Below are 19,568 nucleotides of genomic sequence, written 5' to 3' on the forward strand. Positions count from 1 at the left end.
GCATCCAGGGTGGGGACTGCCGGTCACGCCGTCAGCCCCCTGAACCACTGAGTCCGTAGGTCTGACCGTCCCGCCGCGTTCCGCGGCCGGACGCCCGGGTCCGTGGGTGCTGACCGCGGTGACGAGAACGCCTCTCCCTCTGCTTCTCATCGCCTCGGAGCCACTCGATGCCTCTCGCGCTCTACCTGCTTGCCCTGGCCGTCTTCGCCATGGGCACCTCCGAATTCATGCTCGCGGGCCTCCTGCCCGGAATCGCCTCCGACCTCGACGTGGCGGTCGGGACGGCGGGCACGCTCACGTCGGCCTTCGCCATCGGCATGGTCGTCGGCGCTCCGCTCATGGCCGGGCTCGCCCGCACCTGGCCGGCGCGATCGAGCCTTCTCGGGTTCGTCCTCGTCTTCGCGGCGGCTCACGTCCTGGGCGCCGCCACCGCGAACTTCCCGGTCCTGTTCGCCACCCGGGTGGTCGCGGCGCTCGCGAACGCCGGATTCCTCGCCGTGGCGCTGACCACCGCCGCCCGGCTGGTCCCGGCGGACAGCAAGGGACGCGCGCTCGCGGTGCTGCTGTCCGGGACGACGGCGGCCACGATCGCCGGGGTCCCCGCGGGATCGGTACTCGGCACCACGCTCGGCTGGCGAGCCACGTTCTGGGCCGTCGCCGTCCTCTGTCTGCCCGCGGCCCTCGGCATCATCAAAGGCGTCCCGGCCGGCCCCGACCGGGGAGACGAGCCCCACAGGCCCGCGCTGCGAGCGGAACTCACCCGGCTCAGGAGCCGGCGCCTGGCGCTCGTGATGCTGCTCGGTGCCCTGGTGAACGCGGCGACCTTCGCGAGCTTCACCTTCCTCGCCCCCGTCGTCACGGGCACCGCCGGCCTGAGCGACCTGTGGATCTCCGTCGTCCTGGTCCTCTTCGGCCTCGGTTCCTTCGTCGGCATCACCGTCGCCGGACGCGTGTCCGACCACCGTCCCGGCCTGGTCGTCCTTGTCGGTGGCCCGCTGCTTCTCCTCGGCTGGCCGGCCCTGGCCGTGCTGGCCCACCGGCCGGCCGCCCTGCTCGTCCTCGTGTTCGTGCAGGGCGCGCTGTCGTTCGCGCTGGGCAGCACCCTGATCACGCGGGTCCTCTACGAGGCGGCAGGAGCCCCCACCATGGCCGGCTCGTACGCGACCGCGGCCTTCAACACCGGTGCGGCGGTGGGGCCGTTCGTCGCCGCGGCCTCGCTGGGCACCACGTTCGGGGACCTCGGGCCGCTCTGGGTGAGCGGGCTGCTGGTGGCGGTCGCGCTGCTGGTGGCGTTCCCCTTCCGGAGCGTGGTCGCGGCGGCCGGTCGCAGCGCCGAGGCCGACGGCTGACCCGTCCGGGCGCCGGCAGCCGCGCGCCGGACCTGTCGGTGCCTGCCGGTAGAGTCCCACGGTATGAGTACAACTCCGCCCGGCGGAGGCTGGGTTGGCCTCCGCCCTCGCCGGATCACCCCGCGCCGCCTCGGTGCCGCCGCCGTGGTCTACGGCGTGTTCGTCGCGGGCTGGTACCTGGGGCAGCCCGTGACGGCCGAGTGCAGCCCGGACCAGGCCGCGCTCGACCGGCGCGCCGAACACGGCGGGCACGCAGCGGTCTCCACGCCCCCACCCGTGTCCGGTCCCATCCGGAAACCGTCTGTGAGGCCGATGGACGGCGTGCCCGTGGACACCCTCAGCATCCGCACCCTGTCGGTCACCATTCACTCCGTCATCTGCGCCAACGACACGGGCGAACGCCCGCGCCTCCAGGCGTGGTTCGAAGGCGACTGGAAGTAGAGCCGGATGCCCGCCTGGATTACCCCGCGCCGCCTCGGTGTCGTCACCACGCTGTACGCCGTCTTCCTGGCCGGCTGGTGGCTGGGCCGGCCGGTGCTGTCCGGCTGCCTGGAGGACCGGAACACCGCCGAGGCGGACGGCCGTCCCGCACCGGTGGAACCGGCCGACCCGGGCCGGTATCTCGACAACCTCGGTCTCGACTTCGGGTTCCCGGACTTCGGCCTGCTCGACTGGGCCGACGGCATGGACGGCCGCCGCGACGGCGAGTACGGTCCCGGCGACTACGGGTACGCGGTGCCCGGCTGGTCCGCAACCCACGACACGTACGGTGACAACCGCGCCGGCTGCTCCTACAAGAAGCGTGCCCGCCTGGTCGCCTGGGTCAACGGCGACTGGGGCTGACCCGTACGGAGCGGCTCAGGGCCCGGGCCATCCAGGGCTGGAAGGGCAGGTGCCCGGGGACCACCTGCCAGTCGTTGACGGTCCACACCAGACGCCAGTACCGCTCGACGAGCGGATCGTGTCCGGCTTCGAACCGCGACGCCATCCAGTCCCGCAACTCGGGGCCGTCGGGGCGCCCGAGTACGGCGGCGAAGCGCCTCGCTACGGCCTCGACCACCGCGTCGGCGCCGGAACCGTCCGGGTCGATGCCGGCCGCCCTCGCGTCGGCGACCGCGTCCCGGACGAACGGGACGAGCTCGGCCGCCTGCTCGGGGGCCACCCCCGGCAGCGCGGTTTCGTCGGCGGGCGGGAACGCCGCGTCCGCCATGCGCGCGCGGAAGCCGTCGTCGGCGATGAGTTCGGCCAGCTCCACCCACGCGGCGAGCTGGTCGTCGGACGGCTCGTCGGGCAGGTCGGGCAGGGCCGTGCGCAGGACGGCGGCAGCGTCGCGGGCCTGTGGCGTGCCGGCGTCGAGGCCGGTGACGAAGTCGGTCACCATGCGCCGTCGTTCGTCGGCGGTGAGTCGGGTCAGCCGGTGCATGAGCACGGTCTCCTCGGGGCTGGGACCGCGCCGGGCGACGAGCCGCAGCATGCTGTGGCGCAGCCGCAGGGCGCGGATCCGGAGGGCGGTGGCGTCGGCGTGCGCGGCGGCGACCTCGGCGACGCAGGCGGCGCCGTCCAGCACGCGGCGCACCGTGGCGAGGTCGACGTCCAGCTCCCGCAGGACGCCGATGAGGTGGAGCCGGCCCAGGGCCGCGTCGTCGTAGCGGCGGTATCCGGCCGGGGTGCGGTCGGTGGGCGGCAGCAGTCCGGTGTCCGAGTAGAACCGGATCGTCCGCACGGGCACGCCGGTACGGGCCGACAGTTCACCGATCGAGTACAGGGGCGTCGCGCCGTTCATGAGGCCCACTCTCCGGTCTCCAGCCACTGGAGAGTCAAGCCGTACGGGAGTCCCGGGGCTACGCGGCCCCGTCGTCGCCGAGCCAGGCCAGCGCGGCCACCGTCAGCGCGCTCACGCCCGTGTCCAGGGTCGGCTGGACGACGGGGGCGAAGGAGGAGCTGTGGTTGACCGGGATGTCCTGGGCGACGGTGCCCTTGCGGGCGGCCTCGGCGTAGCGCTCCGGGTCGATGCCGCCGATCGCCCAGTACGTGAACGGCACCCCGAAGGCCCCCGGGATCTCGCTCATGTCCTCGCTGGCGGTCTGCAGCTCGACGGTGTGCGCGTCGTCGCCGAAGTACGCGCCGAACGCCTCCGCGACGCGCCGGGTCGGCTCCTCGTCGTTGACGGTGGGCGGGAAGGACGAGAGCCGTTCGAACTCGGGCTCCTCGGGGGAGCGGGACGCCGCGCACTCGGCACGGACGATGCGCTCGACCGCCTCCAGGACCCGGGTGCGGGTGGCGTCGTCGTACGTGCGGACGTTGAGCTCCAGGACGGCTCGGTCGGGGATGACGTTGGGGCCGCTGCCGGCGTGGATGCTGCCCACGGTCAGCACGGCGGGCGTGGTGGCGGCCAGCTCGCGGGAGACGACGGTCTGCAGGCGTACGACGACGGACGCGGCGATCACCACCGGGTCGACCGACGCCTGGGGCGCCGAACCGTGCGCGCCCCGCCCGTGCACGGTGACGCGGAGACTGTCCGCGGCGGACAGGAAGGAGCCCGCACGGGTGCCGACGTAGCCGGCCGGGTACGGCAGGACGTGCTGGGCGAGGACGACGTCGGGGCGGGGCGACCTGTCGGTGAGACCGTCCTTGATCATGGCGGCGGCGCCCGCGCCGTTCTCCTCGGAGGGCTGGAAGAGCGCGACCAAGGTGCCGCGCCAGGCGTCCCGGTGCTCGGCCAGCAGCCGCGCGCACCCGACCAGGCAGGTCACGTGCACGTCGTGGCCGCAGGCGTGCATCACCGGCTGTTCCCGGCCGTCGTCGTCGGTCACCGTCTCGTCGGAGGCGTAGGGCAGGCCGGTGCGCTCCCGTACCGGGAGGGCGTCCATGTCGGCGCGGACCATGACGACCGGGCCGTCCCCGTTCACGAGGACCCCGATCATGCCGGTGCCGCCGACGCCCTCGGTGACGTCGTAGCCGCTCTCCCGCAGGGCGTCCGCGGCCTTCTTCGCCGTACGGTGCTCCCGCAGGCCCAGCTCGGGGTGCCGGTGCAGGTCCCGGTACAGGTCTTCCAGGCCGGAACGGACGGAGTCGAGGCCGGCGAGGACGCTCCGCGCGGTGCCACTCGTCGAGGTCGTCGAGGTCGTCGAGTTCGTCGAGGTCATCGAGGGTGCTCCATGGTTCGAGGCTACTTACGGCGCCGGGTTCGGCCACCGGACGGACGCGTCTCGGGTGGTTCCGGCGCGTTGAGGCCGAAGTGGAGACCGAGCATCCGGATCAGGAAGCAGGCCGCCGCCGCTCCCAGCTCCGCCGGCAGGCCGTACAGCCCCGTTTGGACCGTGGCGACGGTCACCGCCGCGCCCACCAGCGCCGGGATGGCGTACAGCCCGGTGCGCAGCACGGTCGGGATCCGGCCGACGAGGGTGTCGCGGATGGTGCCGCCGCCCACCGCGGTGATCACGCCCAGCAGCATCGCGGGTACGACGGCCAGCCCGGCGTCCAGCGCCTTGCTCGCGCCGATCACCGCGAAGGTGCTCAGCCCGACCGCGTCGAGCACGGTGATCGCGGGTTCGAGCCGTCGCAGGTGCCGGCTGACGGCGAAGGCGATGAGCCCACCGGCGGCGGCGAGCGTGTAGTAACGCCAGTCCAGGAGCGTGGCGGGCGGCAGCGAGTCGATCAGGACGTCGCGGATGAACCCACCGCCCAACGCGGTGATCATCCCGAGCACGACCACCCCGACCACGTCCAGCCGCGCGGCCCGCACCGCGGTCAGCGCCCCGTTCAGCCCGAACGCGAACGTGCCGGTGAGATCCAGGGCGAGCAGCGGAGCGGGTTCGGTGCTCATGGGGCGCCGGGTACCCCGGGGCGGGTGCCCGCCACGCGGGCGGCATCGGAGCCTAGGGTTGCTGCGCCGGAACCCGCCGCGCGTCCGCCTCCCGGAGTGTCATCCATGCCCCTGCCCCACGTCCTCCTCTCCGCCGCCGTCTCCCTCGACGGCTACCTGGACGACACCGGTCCCGAACGGCTTCTGCTGTCCGGCCCCGCCGACTTCGACCGGGTCGACGAGGTGCGGGCCTCCGTGGACGCGATCCTGGTCGGGGCCGGGACGATCCGGGCCGACAATCCGCGGCTGCTGGTGAACTCGGCCGAGCGGCGGGCGGCCCGGGTCGCGGCCGGGCAGGCGGAGTACCCGCTCAAGGTCACCGTCAGCGGCGGCGGCGAGCTGGATCCGGCGGCGCGGTTCTGGCACACGGGCGGGGAGAAGGTGCTGCTGACCACGGACGACGGGGCCCGGCGGGCCCGAGAGCTCGGCATCGGTGCCGACGTCGTGTCCCTGGGACCGGTGCTGGACTGGCACGCCGCGCTGGAGTACCTGCACGACCGGCGGGGTGTGCGGCGGCTCATGGTGGAGGGGGGCGGGACCGTCCACAGCCAGTTGCTCCAGCAGGAGCTCGCCGACGAGCTGCAGCTCGTTCTCGCGCCCGTCCTGGTCGGGGACCCGGCCGCGCCCCGGCTGTTCGGGCCCGGCGCCTACCAGGGCGGGCGGCTCGCGCTGGTCGGAACGCGGCGGATCGGGGACGTCGTGCTGATGCGGTACCGGCCCACCGCACCCGGGACCGGTGAGCGCGTGGCCCCCGCCGACCGGTACTGGCTGGAGGTCGCCTGTGAGCTGGCCGGGCTGTGCCCGCCGTCGGAGACCGCGTTCAGCGTGGGGGCGGTCGTGGTCGCCGCCGACGGGAGCGAACTGGCGCGCGGGTATTCGCGGGAGGGCGGCGATCCCGTGGCGCACGCCGAAGAGGCCGCGCTCGCCAAGATCGACCCCTCCGACGCACGGCTCGCGGGCGCGACCGTGTACAGCAGCCTCGAACCCTGTGCCCGCCGGGCCTCCCGGCCCGCGCCCTGTGCCCGGCTGATCCTCGACGCCGGGGTGCGCCGGGTCGTCACGGCCTGGCGGGAGCCGGACACCTTCGTGGCGGGTGCGGACGGGAGCGGGGTGCTCGCCGCGCGAGGCGTCGCCGTCGTCGTACTGCCCGAGTACGAGGAGGCGGCCAAGGCGCCGAACCGCCATCTGGAGCGGTAGGGAGCCGGCGGCGGAGATACCGATGTGCATTCCGGTCCCGGGATGACGTACAGTGGTGAACACAACGACGCGGGGTGGAGCAGCTCGGTAGCTCGCTGGGCTCATAACCCAGAGGTCGCAGGTTCAAATCCTGTCCCCGCTACTGAAGGCCGAGGGCCGGAATCCGAAAGGGTTCCGGCCCTCGGTGCGTCTCGGGACGCACCGAGGGCGTCCCGTATCCCCGTGTCATCCGGTCGGCCCCTCACCGCTCGCCGCCCGCCCCCGCTCCCGGAAACCTGGACTCCTGGACGGTGAGCGGCGCGCGGACGCGCGGGGTGGCGGGAGACGAGTGGTGCGGCCAGGTGACGTGGACGACGAGGGAGCGGCCGCCAGAGCCGGTGGCCGGCTCCCCGGCGATCCCGTTCCCGACCCGGGCCTCGGGGACGAGGAGCCGCCCGCCGGGCCGCCGCCGCGCAGCCGGACCGCGTACGGGCGCGCCTTCGTGCACGCGCTCCCCGTGCTGCTGATCGTCGTCGCCATCCTGTACGACATCCTCACCCCGAGGTACTTCACCGCCGGCCCCCTCTACACGGCCGCGCCCCTGATCGCCGCCCCGCTCTACTCGCGGCGCGGCACGGCGCTCACCGGTGTCGCCGTGGTCGTCTCGGTCATCGGGCTGCAGCTGGGCAAGGGCGTCATCCACTACGTCGACTCCCTCACCGAGCTGATCACCATCGCGACGGTCGCCGTGCTCGCCGTCCTCGTGAACGGCATGGTGCGGCGCAGCAGCGAGCGTCTCGTCTCCGTCCGCGAGATCGCCGAGGCCGCCCAGCGCGCCGTGCTGCCCGAACCCGCCGAGCGCATCGCGGGTTTCGAGATCGCCGTCTGCTACGAGGCCGCGCAGGCCGACGCGTTCATCGGCGGCGACCTGTACGCGGTGCAGGACTCCGCCCGCGGCGTCCGGCTCATCGTCGGCGACGTGCGCGGCAAGGGCATGGGCGCGGTCGCCGCCGTCGCCGTCGTGATCGGAGCGTTCCGGGAGGCCGCCGAGCAGGAGGCGACGCTGGAGGCGGTGGCGCAGCGGCTGGAGCGGGCGCTGGCGCGCGAGGGCACCCGGCGGGACGGACTGGACGCCTTCGAGGGTTTCACCACCGCCGTCCTCGCCGAACTCCCGCACGGCGACGGGACCGTACGCATCGTCAACCGCGGCCATCCGCCGCCCCTGCTGCTCTACGCCGACGGCACCCTGGGCGCCCTGCCCGCCCGCGAGTCGGCGCTGCCGCTCGGCATGGGCGAGCTGGGCGTCTGGCCCGACCGGGCGGAGGAGGCCGCCTTCCCCGGTGGGGCCACTCTGCTGCTGTACACCGACGGGCTGACCGAAGCCCGGGACGCCGGAGGCGAGTTCTACGATCCGCAGACGCGGCTGGCCGGCCGCGTCTTCCGGCATCCGGCGACCCTGCTCGACACCCTCGCCGAGGACGTGCGCCGGCACTCCGGGGGCGGCATGGCGGACGACATGGCGCTGCTGGCCGTACGGCGCCCCGGGCACGACGACCATGATCATTGTCACGAGCCGTGACAGCGCGACCCCCCTCCGCATAACAACTGATACACCGTCAGAAGAAAGTGGCGCGAAGGGGAATACTGAGAGCGAGTCAACTCGTCCGGATTTCACCGGTCATGAGGGGTGCGTCCCGGCCGTTTCCGTTAATGATCAAGCGGAACGGCTTGGAATCCGAGCCTCGCGTCTATTAACGTTCGATAACGCAGCGCGGTCGTCCCAGCCGTCACAGAAGGCGGCTCCGTGCGCACGCGCCGAATCCCGCAAGGGAACCGGGGAACCACCACATTGGGGTGAATCGGGCGTATGACGCCGTGGAAACGCGGTCGGCACACACCCGTAGGAGACCTTCCTGCTCCGAACCCGTCAGCTAACCCGGTAGGCGAGAAGGAAGGAAAGGAGTACGCCCACGTGGCGTCCAACCGGCCTGCCCCCGAGGCCCCGTTCGTGCCCACCGGGCACGGCACCGACACCTTCGGCTACGACGCCCCCCGCGCCGAAGAGGGCCCCTGGGAGGAGTGGAACCCCACCGCGGAGTCCATCCGCCCCGTGCGCGGCCGGCACCGCGTCGCCAAGCAGCGCGGCGGGCTCGCCCGCAGCTCCACCGTCCTCGGCGTCGGTGTCATAGCCGCAGTCGGCGCGGGCGGCATGGCCAGCGCGCAGACCGGCAAGCCGCCGGTGTCCATCTCCATGCCGGACCTGCCGAACGTCGGCTCGCTCATGCCCGGCGGCGACGAGGAGTCGGAGCCCGAGGGTTCCGCCACCCCGCTCAGCGGCATCACCCAGGCCGTCGCCGCGGACACCGGGGCGGACGCGGGTTCCGCCGGCGCCGGCGAGTCGCTGCGGGCCCGGATCATGGCGCAGGCCGAGCAGCAGCAGGCCCAGGTCGAGACCAAGGCCGCCGCCGAAGCGCAGGCCGCCGCCGAGAAGAAGGCCGCGGAAGCCGCCGCCAAGGCGGAGAAGGAGGCCGAGGAGAAGGCCGCCGCCGCCAAGAAGAAGGCGGAGGAGGAGGCCGCGAAGAAGGCCGAGGCCGAGCGGCTCGCCAAGCTGGCCAAGCAGTTCACGCTGCCGACCTCCTCGTACACGATCTCCTCCACCTTCAACCAGGCCGGCTCCCTGTGGGCCTCCGGTCACCACACCGGCCTCGACTTCGCCGCCCCCACGGGCACGCTGCTCAAGGCGGTGCACAGCGGCACCATCACGTCGGCCGGCTGGGACGGGTCGTACGGCTACAAGACCGTGCTCACCCTCGACGACGGCACCGAGCTCTGGTACGCGCACCAGTCCTCGATCAACGTCAGCGTCGGCCAGAAGGTCACCACCGGTGACGTCATCGGCCGCGTCGGCGCCACCGGCAACGTCACCGGTGCCCACCTCCACCTCGAGGTGCACACCGCCGACGGCTCCGGCATCGACCCGATGGCCTGGCTGCAGAGCAAGGGCCTCACCCCCTGAGGCTCCCTGAGCCTTCACGCTTCCCGCCCCGCTGAACCCCGGCGGTCCTGACGGCAACCCCCCGACGTCAGGGCTGCCGGTTCGCGGTCGTTTTGCGGGGTTTTTGCGTGCGTCCGGAATGGTCCGCTCCAGTACGGTCGTTGATCCTCCACATGACTTCTCTGCGCAAGCTCGGCTCCTCCGACCTCGAGGTCTTCCCCCTGGCCCTCGGCGGCAACGTCTTCGGCTGGACCGCGGACCAGGACACCTCCTTCGCCGTCCTCGACGCCTACACGGCGGCGGGCGGCAACTTCGTCGACACCGCCGACTCCTACTCCGCCTGGGTCGACGGCAACAGCGGTGGCGAGTCCGAGACCGTCCTCGGCAAGTGGCTCGCCTCCCGCGGCAACCGTGACGACGTCGTCCTCGCCACCAAGGTCAGCCAGCACCCCGAATACCCCGGCCTGTCCGCCGCGAACATCAAGGCCGCGGCCGACGCCTCGCTGCGCCGCCTGGGCACCGACCGGATCGACCTCTACTACACCCACTTCGACAAGCCCGAGGTGCCGGTCGAGGAGATCATCGGCGCCCTCGACGAGCTGGTGAGGGCCGGCAAGGTGCGGCACATCGCCGCCTCCAACATCTCCGCCGAGCGGCTCGCGGCGTCCCTGGAGTTCTCCGAGCGTGAGCGCCTGGCCCGGTACGTCGCTCTCCAGCCGCACTACAACCTGGTCTCCCGCGACACCTACGAGGGCGAACTGAGCGACCTCGCCGAGCGGGCCGGTCTCGCGGCGGTGCCGTACTACGCGCTCGCGGCCGGCTTCCTCACCGGCAAGTACCGGCCGGGCACCGCCGTGGACAGCCCGCGGGCGGGCGGCGCGGCCAAGCACCTGGAGACCGAGCGCGGGCGCCGGGTGCTCGCCGCCCTGGACGAGATCGCCGAGGCCCACGGCGTGCCCGTCGCCACGGTGGCCCTCGCCTGGCTGGCCGGCCGGCCGACGGTGGCGGCGCCGATCGCCTCCGCGCGCACGGTCGAGCAACTGCCCGCGCTGCTGGGCGTGGCCGAGCTGAACCTGACGCAGGACGAGGCGGAGCGGCTCACGCGGGCGTCCGCCTGAGCGGGGTGCGCGGACCCTACGGCCCGTAGGGGCGGGGCGGCGGGTACTGCGGCGTGCAGGGCAGCTGCGGGGTGGGCGGCGCGTACGGATGGTGCGACGGGGGCGGACCGTACGGCCCGTACGGGGCGGGCGCCGGCGCGGACCCGTACGGGCCGGGCACCCCGTACCCGTACACCCACGGCGGGACCGGCCGCGGCACCGGCGGTGCCGTGACCCGGGCCGCGTACTCCAGCGCCGGACGGGCCGCGCCCCGCAGCCGCCACAGGGCGTCCAGCAGCTCCCGCTCGCGTACGGCGAAGTCGGCGCCCGCCCTGCCCCGGCGCCCGCGCTGCCGCAGGAACGCCACCGAGGTCGCGCAGGCCTCGTACCGCGCCACCGCCCGCGCCCCCTGCTTCCCGGCGTGCCGGCGGGCGTACTGCCGGGCGACGCGGCGGGCCCGCATCGAGCCGAGCGCGTACGGCTCCGCGGGCGTCAGCCACCCGGCGACGACGTACGCGGGCAGCTCGGCCCGTACGGTGCCCAGTTCGCGCTGCCGGGTCCAGATCACCAGCCAGGTCAGCAGGCCGAACGACGGCACCATGAACGCCGCGTACACCGCGAAGAAGCCGTACTCGCCGAACGCGGCCGAGCCGTTCCACAGGGCGTGCATGCCCATCGCGAGCAGCAGTCCGCCGAGGGGCAGCAGGGACCGGCGCAGGCGGTGCCGGCCCGCGGAGAGGGCGGCGATGCCGAAACCGATGCCGGTGAGCACGGTGAACAGCGGGTGCGCGAACGGCGACATCACGACGCGGACGAAGAAGGTCGCCGCGGTGACGGAGGCGATGCCGCTGTCGCCGGTCAACTGGTCGGTGCCGAAGGCGGTGCCCAGATAGAGGATGTTCTCGGTGAAGGCGAAGCCGGTGGCGGTGACCCCGGCGACGACCACGCCGTCGACGAGGCCGGTGAAGTCCCGTCGGCGGAAGAGGAAGACCAGGAGGACGGCGGCGGCCTTGGCCGACTCCTCGACGACCGGGGCTATCACCGTGGCGCCCCAGGTGTCCGCGCCGGTCGGGTCGGCGGTCGCGGTCGCTATCCACCGGGTCGCGAAGCTGTTGGCGACGATCGCTATCAGCGCCGCCGCGCAGGCACCCCAGGCGAAACAGAACAGCAGGTTCCGCCAGGGGCCGGGGTCGACCCGGTCCAGCCAGCGGAACGCGGCTATGAGCAGCGGTACGGGCAGGACGGCGAGACCGAGTCCCACCAGGAACCCCTGTGTGCCGGTCTGTTCGCGCACCAGGGCGAGGATCACCAGGCCGGAGAGCGCCAGCAGGGTGATCAGCGCGGCGTAGCGGACCCAGGGGCGCTGCCACCAGTGCGTATGCCGGTGCACGGGGGTCGGATACGGGGGACAGGTGGCCACGGCATGGACCCTAACCGGTGGGGGGCAGCTCCTTGTGCGGTACGCGGCGGAAGAGCAGGTCGTTCACCACATGTCCCTTGTCCAGTCCCTGCCCCTCGAAACGGGTCAGCGGCCGGTGCTCGGGACGCGGCGCGAATCCGCCGCCGGGCACGGTGTTCTCGAAGTCGGGGTGCGCGGTGAGCACCTCGAGCATCTGCTCGGCGTACGGCTCCCAGTCGGTGGCGCAGTGCAGCACCGCCCCCGGGGCGAGCCGGGTCGCGGCCAGGGACAGGAACTCCGGCTGGATCAGCCGGCGCTTGTGGTGCCGCTTCTTCGGCCACGGGTCGGGGAAGTAGACGCGCAGCCCGGCGAGGGAGTCGGGGGCGAGCATCTCGCGCAGGAGGATGATCGCGTCGCCGTTGCCCACCCGGATGTTGGACAGCTCCTCCCGTTCGGCGAGAGCGAGCAGGTTGCCCTGGCCCGGGGTGTGGACGTCGACGGCGAGGATGTTGGTGGCCGGGTCGGCGGCGGCCATCGCGGCGGTGGCCTCGCCCATGCCGAAGCCGATCTCCAGGAAGACGGGGCGGGCGTTGCCGAACAGCTCGGCGAGGTCGACGACCCGCTGCCCGTCGATGTCCAGCCCCCACCGGGACCACAGCCGCTGCAGCGCGTCCGCCTGTCCGGTGGTCACCCGGCTGCGGCGCGGCTGGAAGCTCCGGATCCGCCGCTCGAAGTGCGATCCGGCGGGATCGGGCTTCGGCCCGTCGGGGAAACGGGGCTCGCCCTTGGCGCGGACGTGCCGCAGGGAGGCCCCGGCCGGGGGCTGGGGAGCGGCTTCGGCTTCGGGGGTGTGAGCGTGGGCGTGGGCGTGGTGGGAGTCAGACACAATGCGTCGATTTTAGTGCGTGTACGTGAGTGCAATGGCTTGTCGAGCTAGTTATGGGCTATAACTAGCTCGACAGGTAGAAGTGTTTGCGTCAATGCCGAGGAGAGACGCCGTGATTCACCACCAGATACGCCTCGCCATGCGCCCCGACGCGCCCCGGGACCGGGTCGACGAGGCTCTGGAGATGCTCCGCAGGATGGGACGGGAGATCGACGCCGTCACGTACTGGTCGGTCGGCCGCGACGTGGGCGGCGACTTCGACTACGGAGCGCTGTTCTCGGTCGAGGACATCGAGGGCTACCGGGAGTACATGCACGCCCCGCTGCACCGGCGGGTCGACGAGATCGGACTGCCACTGGTGCGGCGCATGGTCTCGCACGACCTGACCGACGACGAGGACCCGGCCACGGGCGACCTCATCCGGCAGATCCACGCCGAGCGCTTCGCCGGGGACCCGGCCCTCGTCGCCCTGATCGAGGGCCTCGGCTCGTACGAGGGCAGCAGCGCGCCCGAGTAGGACAGGTCCTAGTCCGCGGCGGCCAGCATCGCCAGCGCCCTGCGCCCCACTTCCCGGCCGATGGGCAGGGATGCGGTCGCCGCGGGCGACGGTGCGTTCAGGACGTGGACCGCGTGGGGGCCCTCCTTGATCAGGAAGTCGTCCACCAGCGTGCCGTCCGCCAGTACCGCCTGCGCCCGCACCCCGGCCGGCGCGGCGACCAGGTCGTCCTCCGTCACCGCGGGCAGCAGTCTGCGGACCGCCGTCGTGAACGCGGCCCTGGACAGCGACCGCCGCAGCTCTCCCGCGCCGTACCTCCAGTGCCGCCGGGCCATGTGCCACGACCCCGGCCAGGCCAGGGTGGCGCCCAGCTCGCGGGGGCGCACCACGCCCCAGCCGTACCCCTCGCGGGCCAGCGCCGGCACCGCGTTCGGCCCGACGTGGACGCCGCCGTCGATGCCGCGGGTCAGGTGGACCCCGAGGAAGGGGAACGCCGGGTCCGGGACCGGGTACACCAGTCCCCGCACCAGCTCGGGCCGCGCCAGCTCGTAGTACTCGCCCCGGAAGGGCACGATCCGCATGCCGGGGTCGTCCCCGGCCAGCCGGGCGATCTCGTCGCAGTGCAGCCCGCCGCAGTTGACCATGACCCGGGCGCGGAGCACGTCTCCGGCGCGGGTGCGGACGGCGACGCCGAGGCCGGGGCGCCGGTCGACGCGGTGCACCTCGGCGCCGTATCGGATCTCCGCCCCGGAGGCGTGGGCGAGCTGCCGGGCCACGGCGCCGTAGTCACAGATGCCGGTGGTGCCGACGTGTATGGCGGCCAGGCCGCGCACCTCGGGCTCGTACTCCTCGATCTGGGAGCCGCCCAGCTCGCGCACCGGTATGCCGTTCTCCCGGCCGCGCTGCACCAGGGCGTGCAGGCGGGGCAGCTCGGCGCGGTCGGTGGCCACGATCAGCTTGCCGGTGACGGCGTGGGCGATGCCGTACTCGGCGCAGAACTTCACCATCTCGGCGGCTCCCCGCACCGCGTAGCGCGCCTTCAGGGAGCCCGGGCGGTAGTAGACGCCGCTGTGGATGACGCCGCTGTTGCGGCCCGTCTGGTGGCGGGCGGGGCCCGGCTCCTTCTCCAGGACCGTCACCCGGGTGCCCGGGGCGGCACGCGTGATCGCGTACGCCGTGGACAGGCCGACGATGCCGCCACCGACCACCAGCACATCACAGTCGAACACTCGTTCCATCTCCCGGTTCACCTCCCGGCTTCGATAGTGCACTGCGCCACTGACAATGCCTTCAAACCCGGAAGAGGGCGGTCCGTCAGGCCGGAGTCACCAGCAGCGGGCGGGCGCGCTCGCGCAGCTCCACCACGCGCGGCTCGTCGCCGTAGGGCTCCAGGCGGTGCAGGAGGTCCTTCACGTACTCGGTGGTGCGGGCCGAGGAGATCCGGCCCGCCACCTCGACCGCCCGCACGCCCTGCTCGCAGGCCGCGTCCAGGTTGCCCGACTCCAGCTCGGCCACCGCCGAGACGACGAGTCTGAGGCCGTGCGAGCGGACGAACTCCTCCGTCGGTTTCGACAGCGCCTGCTCCGTGAAGCGGCGGACCTGGCGGGGTGCCTTCAGGTCGCGGTAGCACTCGGCCGCGTCGGCGGCGAACCGGTCGTAGGAGTAGAAACCGAGCCACGACGGGTCGCTGTCGCCGGGGCGGGCGCGCTCCAGCCAGCTCTCGGCGGCCTTCAGGGCGGCGCCGGCCGCCACCGCGTCGTTCGCGCGCGCGTGGGCACGGGCCTCGACCAGGCGGAAGAAGCTCATGGTGCGGGCCGTGGCCAGGCCCCGGTTGCGCTCCAGGGCGGCCTGGGCCAGGTCCACGCCCTCGTCGCCGAAGCCGCGGTAGGTGGCCTGGAGGGACATGGAGGCCAGCACGTAGCCGCCGAGCGGGACGTCGGCCGCCGCGCGGGCCAGGCGCAGGGCCTGGATGTAGTACCGCTGGGCGGCCTCCTGCTGGCCGGTGTCGAAGGCCATCCAGCCGGCCAGGCGGGTCAGTTCGGCCGAGGCGCCGAACAGGGCGCGGCCGACCTCGTCGGAGTAGGAGCCGAGGAGCAGCGGTGCCGCCTCGACGCGTAAGCACTCGGGGACCATCGACGAACGCCAGTCGCCGCCGCCGTACTTGGAGTCCCAGCGCCGGGCGTCCTCGGCGGCCTCGCGGAGCTTCTGCACATCACTGTGGCCGACTTTGAGCGGTGCGCCGGAGCCCTCGGCCGGGCCTGCCTCGCGCGCCACCGAGCTGTCGGCCGGGGTTATCAGCCATCGTGAGGCGGGTGTCGCATATGCGCTCACCGCGAACGATCCGGCGAGCGACTGCCAGATGCCGCCGCCGGTCCGGCGGCCGGCGAGGTCGAGACGGTACAGCTCGGTGGCGGACCTGACCGCCTGGCCGACGTCCCTCGGGAAGGCGAGGCCCACCTCGGGGGCCGGGTCCGCGTCCGCCAAACCGATCTCGTGGAGCGGCACCGGGCGGCCGAGCTTCTGGCCGATGGCGGCGGCGATGAGGTGCGGCGCGGCACCCTGCGGCACCATGCCCTTCGAGACCCAGCGCGCCACCGACGTCTTGTCGTAGCGAAGGGTCAACCCGCGCTGGGCGCCGAGGTCGTTGACGCGCCGGGCGAGACCTGCGTTGCTGATTCCCGCGAGGGCGAGAACGGCGCCGAGTTTTTCGTTCGGCCCGCGTTGCTCCCTGGACATGCGTCACCCCTCGACACAGACGGCTGCCGCGCTGGCATAACCACGCGGCATTCGTAAACCCAGCGTAGTTCGCCGCATCCCATGCGTTAAGAGGCATTCTTCCGGATGGCGGGATTGTGGTCCGTACTCAAGTGCGGTGTATGTACGGTCTGTTGCCGCGTGCTCCCGATGTGTGGCCGTGCGCCCGTCCGTGCGCTCTTCTCCGGCCACGGCGGGAGCGATTCCATGGGCGGTGCGTGGGTCGGCCCGCTGTACTGGATCCAGTGGGCTGGGGGACGCCGCCGCCTACATCCCCGCGGGCGGCGGACCGGCCCGGGGGGCGAGTCCCGTCCCCCGGGCTGCGCGTCGCCGGCGGCTCGTCGGGCGGTGCGCAGAGTTTGTACGGAGCGTGTTCGAGTGTGGCCGCGTTACGTCGATTTGGCTGAAAATCGCCGCCGGTGATTCCGGCGTACCACCGCCCTCACCACGGGAGTTGAGGGCGCGCGGGGGAGCCAAAGGGCGCGTTTCGGGGGCGCATTCGCGTCGTCTTCACTCCATCGGTTGCGGCGTCCCGGAGACGGTGCAAGGGAGTTGACGTCCTGGCGTGAGTCTCCGCCAGGGCGCATTCGCGGAGCACACACGGCTCCGCCGACGCTCTGTGGCGCGCCCTTCGTGGCAGCATGGGGAACCAGTTCGTACGGTGCACTGGTTGTCCCCAGCCTGTGGAGGCGTCGATGCGGTGGTTGGTGGGGTGGAGCAGCGCCGCCGTGGGAGCAGGAGCAGCGGGGATCGCCGGCGCGGGCGGCTCCGCCGGGGCCACCGGTTCCGCAGGGGTCTACGGCTCGGCCGGGGCCACCGGTTACGACGGTGAGACCGTGCAGCCCGTGGGTGCCCAGGCGTTGTGGGGCGACCCCGATCCGCTGTGGGCGGTGGGCGACTGGCGCCCCGACGAGGTGCGCGTCGTCACCGCGGACCCGCAGACCCGGATCGCCGTCCTCGGCATCTGCGGCGCGAGCGACGAGCAGTTGCGGGTCGCGCTGTTCGCCGCGCGCGGGGGCGCACTGCGGCATCTGACGGCGTGGCCCGGCAGCTATACCGCCGTCGTCCAGGTCGGGCGACGGATCACCGTGTGCGGCGATCTCGCGGGCGCGCGGCCGGTCTTCCACACCCCGTGGGCGGGCGGCACCGCCTACGCCACCGCCGCGCTGCCGCTCGCCGACCTCGTCGAGGCCAACCTCGACTTCGGCCACCTCGCCGCGCTGCTCGCCACGCCCGACGTGCCGGCCGCGCTGGACGACTCCACCCCGTACGACGGCGTGAAGCGCGTTCCGCCGGGGCACGCACTGATCCTGCGCGCCGGGGCCCGCGAGATCGCCGGGTACGAGCCGGTGGCCTCGCTCGCCGTCGCGGCGCCCGCGGCCGACCCCGACCGCGCGGTGGACGGCGTGCGGGACGCCCTGGTGGAGGCGGTACGGACCCGGCTCGCCGCGCCCCGGCACGTCCCCGGGGACGGCATCGACCCCGGTCCGGTGCCGGGCATGGGACCCGCCGAACGCCGTGCGGCGCGCGGGATGCCGGTGCCGGGGATCGGGGCCGACCTGTCCGGCGGGCCGGCCTCCGGCACGCTGGCGCTGCTGGCGGCCGGGCTGCCGGGGATGCCGGGGACCGTGCTGGGGCACGGCACCGGGGCGGGGGAGCGGCTGCTGGCCGTCACCTTCAACGACCTCGCCGTCGGCGGGCAGGAACCCGAACTGGCGCGGGCGGGGGCGCTGGCGGCCAACCCGCGGTTCCACCACGTGGTGGTCACCGGCGACGAGGACATGCTGCCGTACGCCGCCCTGGACGGGCCGCTGACCGACGAACCGGGGTCCCTCCTGGTCGCCGCCGCCCGCCACCGGGCGCGGCTGGCCGCGGGCAGCGCGGACCACTTCACCGGGTACGGGGCGCGGCAGGTGCTGGACGCCCATCCGGCGCGCCTCGCCGACCTCCTCATGGACCGCAAGAGGCGCCACCTGGTGCGGCCCGTCGCCGCGCTCGCCAAGGCCGACGGGTCGGTACTGGTCCCCGCCCGCGTGTACGCGGCGGCGCGGCGGCTGGCGCGCACGCCCTACCGGAGCGGCCTCGAGGTGCTCGCCGAGCGGTTGCTGCGGCGGCGGTTCGACCCGCCCGGTGACGGGGCGATGGACGCGTCCCTGGCCGCGCTGACCTGGGCCGGAGCGGGGCCGGCGGCGCGGTGGCTGACCGGAGAGGCGCTGGCTGAAGTATCGGTTCGCCTGCAGACGTCCTCGCAGCGGTCGGGTGTGGGGCCGGGGCAGCGGCCGGGGGACTTCCGGGCGCGGGCCGCTCTGGCGCGGCAGGCGGCGGAGGTACGGGTGCTGGAGCAGGCCGCGGAGATCCGCTTCCAGCGGCTGCACACGCCGTTCCTCGACAACCAGGTCGTGCGGGCGTGCCGGGCCCTGCCGGAGGCGCTGCGGGTGCAGCCGGGGGCGCGGGCGGCGATCCTGCGGTCCGTGCTGGAGGGGGCGGGGGTGAGCGAGCTGCCGCCGGGGTGGGGGGCGCCGACCCAGGCACTGGCGGCCTCCGCGGCGCGGACGGGGCTGCGGGTCGCCGCGGATTCCCTGCTGGGGCTCTTCGACCGGCCGTTGCTCGCGGAGGCGGGGCTGGTGGAGGCGCGGGTCGTGCGCAAGGCGGTGCGGGCGGCTGCCGCGGGAGAGCCGTTGCCGCTGGACGGGCTGGCCGACCTCGTCTCCCTGGAGCTGTGGCTCGGCCGCCTCCTGGCCCGCCGCGGCACCTGCTGGACCGGCACCCCGGCCCGCCAACGCGCGGTCCCCGGCGGCATCGCACCCCAACGGAGCGCGCTGGGCGGCGCGGGCGCGGTCGTACGACGGGTGTGACGGGCGCCTGCGGCGCCGGTGCGGGTGCGGGTGCCTTCGGCGGTGGTGCGGGGTTCCTGCGGCGCCGGTGCGGGATGCCTGCGGCGGTGGTGGTGCGGGGTGCCTGCGGCGCCGGTGCGGGTTGGGTGGGGGTGCGCGTAGCGCGTTGGGTTCGGTGGGTGGGTCGGGGGCGTGCCGGGGGGTGTCCGTCCTCGGAACGGCGCGGAATCGGTCGGCCACAGAAGTGGACTCTGTTGACGCGCCAACCGCTGCGGGCGGACACCCCCCGCCCCGCCCCCTCCTCGCCGTACGCGCCTGCGGGCCGCCCCACGCCACTGCCCCATACGCGCCGTACGCGGCTCTCCGCCCTCTAGCTGCGGGGCAGTCCGCTACGCCGTCGCCGCCATCACTGCACGCAGTCGCCACGCCGCCGCCGCTGCGGGCACCCGCCACGCCGCATCAGCTGCGGGCACCCGCCATGCCGCCCCAGCTGCGGGCAGTCGTGCCGCTGGGGCGGCACGGGTGGGCGCAGCGGCACCCCGCAACGCCGGGCCGCGCACCCCACCCGCCCCCACACCCACGCCGGGCGACCGGACAACCCCGGGCCCGTGGCCCCCCACACCCACGCCGGGCGCCACGCCCACGCCGGGCCACGCGGCCCACCCCCGCCCACACCCGCGCCGGGTGACCAGGCGACCCCGGGCCACGCGGCCCACC

16 protein-coding genes, 1 tRNA gene and 1 riboswitch are annotated in these 19,568 nt (G+C 73.9%); of the genes, 10 read left to right on the top strand and 7 right to left on the bottom strand.

The window, feature by feature from the left end; all coding sequences use genetic code 11:
* The first annotated feature begins 167 nt into the window (after positions 1–167).
* The 3 genes from D1J63_RS19410 (at position 168) to D1J63_RS19420 (ending at position 2,192) form a co-directional block, all read left to right on the top strand.
* Positions 168–1,349 (top strand): Cmx/CmrA family chloramphenicol efflux MFS transporter, encoded by a 1,182-nt coding sequence (locus tag D1J63_RS19410; protein WP_125630294.1) that lies wholly within the window; start codon positions 168–170, stop codon positions 1,347–1,349.
* Between the two features lie 63 nt (positions 1,350–1,412).
* Positions 1,413–1,790 carry a hypothetical protein gene (locus D1J63_RS19415; RefSeq protein WP_125630296.1) on the top strand — a complete coding sequence of 126 codons (378 nt, stop codon included), beginning with the start codon at positions 1,413–1,415 and terminating at the stop codon, positions 1,788–1,790.
* Positions 1,791–1,796: 6 nt separating this feature from the next.
* A complete protein-coding gene (locus tag D1J63_RS19420; RefSeq protein WP_125630298.1) occupies positions 1,797–2,192 on the top strand; it encodes a hypothetical protein in 396 nt (131 codons plus the stop codon).
* On the opposite strand, the gene D1J63_RS19425 is transcribed toward D1J63_RS19420, so the two are convergent.
* The 3 genes from D1J63_RS19425 to D1J63_RS19435 are packed head-to-tail and all read right to left on the bottom strand — an operon-like array spanning position 2,173 to position 5,175.
* Positions 2,173–3,132: a MerR family transcriptional regulator gene (locus D1J63_RS19425; protein WP_125630300.1), complete on the bottom strand. Its 960-nt coding sequence runs from the start codon at positions 3,130–3,132 to the stop codon at positions 2,173–2,175. The two genes, D1J63_RS19420 and D1J63_RS19425, sit on opposite strands and share 20 nt — an antisense overlap.
* Before the next feature lie 58 nt (positions 3,133–3,190).
* Positions 3,191–4,495, bottom strand: coding sequence for a M20 family metallopeptidase (locus D1J63_RS19430; RefSeq protein WP_125630302.1), 1,305 nt, complete (start codon positions 4,493–4,495; stop codon positions 3,191–3,193).
* Positions 4,496–4,518: 23 nt separating this feature from the next.
* Positions 4,519–5,175 (bottom strand): trimeric intracellular cation channel family protein, encoded by a 657-nt coding sequence (locus D1J63_RS19435; protein WP_125630304.1) that lies wholly within the window; start codon positions 5,173–5,175, stop codon positions 4,519–4,521.
* Between the two features lie 105 nt (positions 5,176–5,280).
* On the opposite strand from D1J63_RS19435, the gene D1J63_RS19440 reads away from it, so the two are divergent.
* From D1J63_RS19440 to D1J63_RS19460, 5 genes are all read left to right on the top strand, one after another.
* On the top strand, positions 5,281–6,411 hold the full coding sequence (locus tag D1J63_RS19440) for a dihydrofolate reductase family protein (RefSeq protein WP_125630306.1): 1,131 nt from the start codon (positions 5,281–5,283) through the stop codon (positions 6,409–6,411).
* Positions 6,412–6,479: 68 nt separating this feature from the next.
* A tRNA-Met gene (locus D1J63_RS19445) sits at positions 6,480–6,553 on the top strand.
* 204 nt (positions 6,554–6,757) lie between these two features.
* A complete protein-coding gene (locus D1J63_RS19450) occupies positions 6,758–7,969 on the top strand; it encodes a PP2C family protein-serine/threonine phosphatase (protein WP_240798639.1) in 1,212 nt (403 codons plus the stop codon).
* Between the two features lie 224 nt (positions 7,970–8,193).
* Positions 8,194–8,351: riboswitch (cyclic di-AMP (ydaO/yuaA leader) on the top strand.
* A gap of 11 nt (positions 8,352–8,362) precedes the next feature.
* On the top strand, positions 8,363–9,406 hold the full coding sequence (locus D1J63_RS19455) for a M23 family metallopeptidase (RefSeq protein WP_125630310.1): 1,044 nt from the start codon (positions 8,363–8,365) through the stop codon (positions 9,404–9,406).
* 152 nt (positions 9,407–9,558) lie between these two features.
* Positions 9,559–10,503 (top strand): aldo/keto reductase, encoded by a 945-nt coding sequence (locus tag D1J63_RS19460; protein WP_125630312.1) that lies wholly within the window; start codon positions 9,559–9,561, stop codon positions 10,501–10,503.
* A gap of 16 nt (positions 10,504–10,519) precedes the next feature.
* Here D1J63_RS19460 and D1J63_RS19465 read toward each other — a convergent pair whose 3' ends face one another.
* Positions 10,520–11,902, bottom strand: a complete 1,383-nt coding sequence (locus D1J63_RS19465; protein ID WP_125630314.1) for a PrsW family intramembrane metalloprotease — start codon at positions 11,900–11,902, stop codon at positions 10,520–10,522.
* A gap of 10 nt (positions 11,903–11,912) precedes the next feature.
* The gene (gene trmB, locus D1J63_RS19470; RefSeq protein ID WP_125635602.1) at positions 11,913–12,686 is read right to left on the bottom strand and encodes a tRNA (guanosine(46)-N7)-methyltransferase TrmB; all 774 of its coding nucleotides are present in this window, start codon (positions 12,684–12,686) and stop codon (positions 11,913–11,915) included.
* Positions 12,687–12,879: 193 nt separating this feature from the next.
* Between trmB and D1J63_RS19475 the strand changes: the two genes are divergently transcribed.
* Positions 12,880–13,284, top strand: coding sequence for a Dabb family protein (locus D1J63_RS19475; protein WP_125630316.1), 405 nt, complete (start codon positions 12,880–12,882; stop codon positions 13,282–13,284).
* Positions 13,285–13,292: 8 nt separating this feature from the next.
* Here D1J63_RS19475 and lhgO read toward each other — a convergent pair whose 3' ends face one another.
* Together lhgO and D1J63_RS19485 are read right to left on the bottom strand one after the other, a co-directional pair.
* Complete coding sequence (lhgO, locus tag D1J63_RS19480; protein WP_125630318.1) at positions 13,293–14,501, bottom strand: L-2-hydroxyglutarate oxidase; 1,209 nt, start codon at positions 14,499–14,501, stop codon at positions 13,293–13,295.
* A gap of 76 nt (positions 14,502–14,577) precedes the next feature.
* On the bottom strand, positions 14,578–15,999 hold the full coding sequence (locus tag D1J63_RS19485; protein WP_102928593.1) for an MFS transporter: 1,422 nt from the start codon (positions 15,997–15,999) through the stop codon (positions 14,578–14,580).
* A gap of 713 nt (positions 16,000–16,712) precedes the next feature.
* On the opposite strand from D1J63_RS19485, the gene D1J63_RS19490 reads away from it, so the two are divergent.
* Positions 16,713–18,872, top strand: a complete 2,160-nt coding sequence (locus tag D1J63_RS19490) for an asparagine synthase-related protein (protein WP_125630320.1) — start codon at positions 16,713–16,715, stop codon at positions 18,870–18,872.
* Positions 18,873–19,568: the final 696 nt, after the last annotated feature.

The organism is Streptomyces sp. KPB2, assembly GCF_003950055.1.
Taxonomy (GTDB): Bacteria; Actinomycetota; Actinomycetes; order Streptomycetales; family Streptomycetaceae; genus Streptomyces; species Streptomyces salinarius.

Bases quoted from the DNA above. Each gene is read 5' to 3' on its own strand.
- D1J63_RS19415 (WP_125630296.1), top strand. From the start codon at position 1,413: ATGAGTACAACTCCGCCCGGCGGAGGCTGGGTTGGCCTCCGCCCTCGC.
- lhgO (WP_125630318.1), bottom strand. From the start codon at position 14,501: ATGGAACGAGTGTTCGACTGTGATGTGCTGGTGGTCGGTGGCGGCATC.
- D1J63_RS19425 (WP_125630300.1), bottom strand. From the start codon at position 3,132: ATGAACGGCGCGACGCCCCTGTACTCGATCGGTGAACTGTCGGCCCGT.
- D1J63_RS19430 (WP_125630302.1), bottom strand. From the start codon at position 4,495: ATGACCTCGACGAACTCGACGACCTCGACGACCTCGACGAGTGGCACC.
- D1J63_RS19435 (WP_125630304.1), bottom strand. From the start codon at position 5,175: ATGAGCACCGAACCCGCTCCGCTGCTCGCCCTGGATCTCACCGGCACG.
- D1J63_RS19420 (WP_125630298.1), top strand. From the start codon at position 1,797: ATGCCCGCCTGGATTACCCCGCGCCGCCTCGGTGTCGTCACCACGCTG.
- D1J63_RS19485 (WP_102928593.1), bottom strand. From the start codon at position 15,999: ATGTCCAGGGAGCAACGCGGGCCGAACGAAAAACTCGGCGCCGTTCTC.
- D1J63_RS19460 (WP_125630312.1), top strand. From the start codon at position 9,559: ATGACTTCTCTGCGCAAGCTCGGCTCCTCCGACCTCGAGGTCTTCCCC.
- D1J63_RS19410 (WP_125630294.1), top strand. From the start codon at position 168: ATGCCTCTCGCGCTCTACCTGCTTGCCCTGGCCGTCTTCGCCATGGGC.
- D1J63_RS19440 (WP_125630306.1), top strand. From the start codon at position 5,281: ATGCCCCTGCCCCACGTCCTCCTCTCCGCCGCCGTCTCCCTCGACGGC.
- D1J63_RS19490 (WP_125630320.1), top strand. From the start codon at position 16,713: ATGCGGTGGTTGGTGGGGTGGAGCAGCGCCGCCGTGGGAGCAGGAGCA.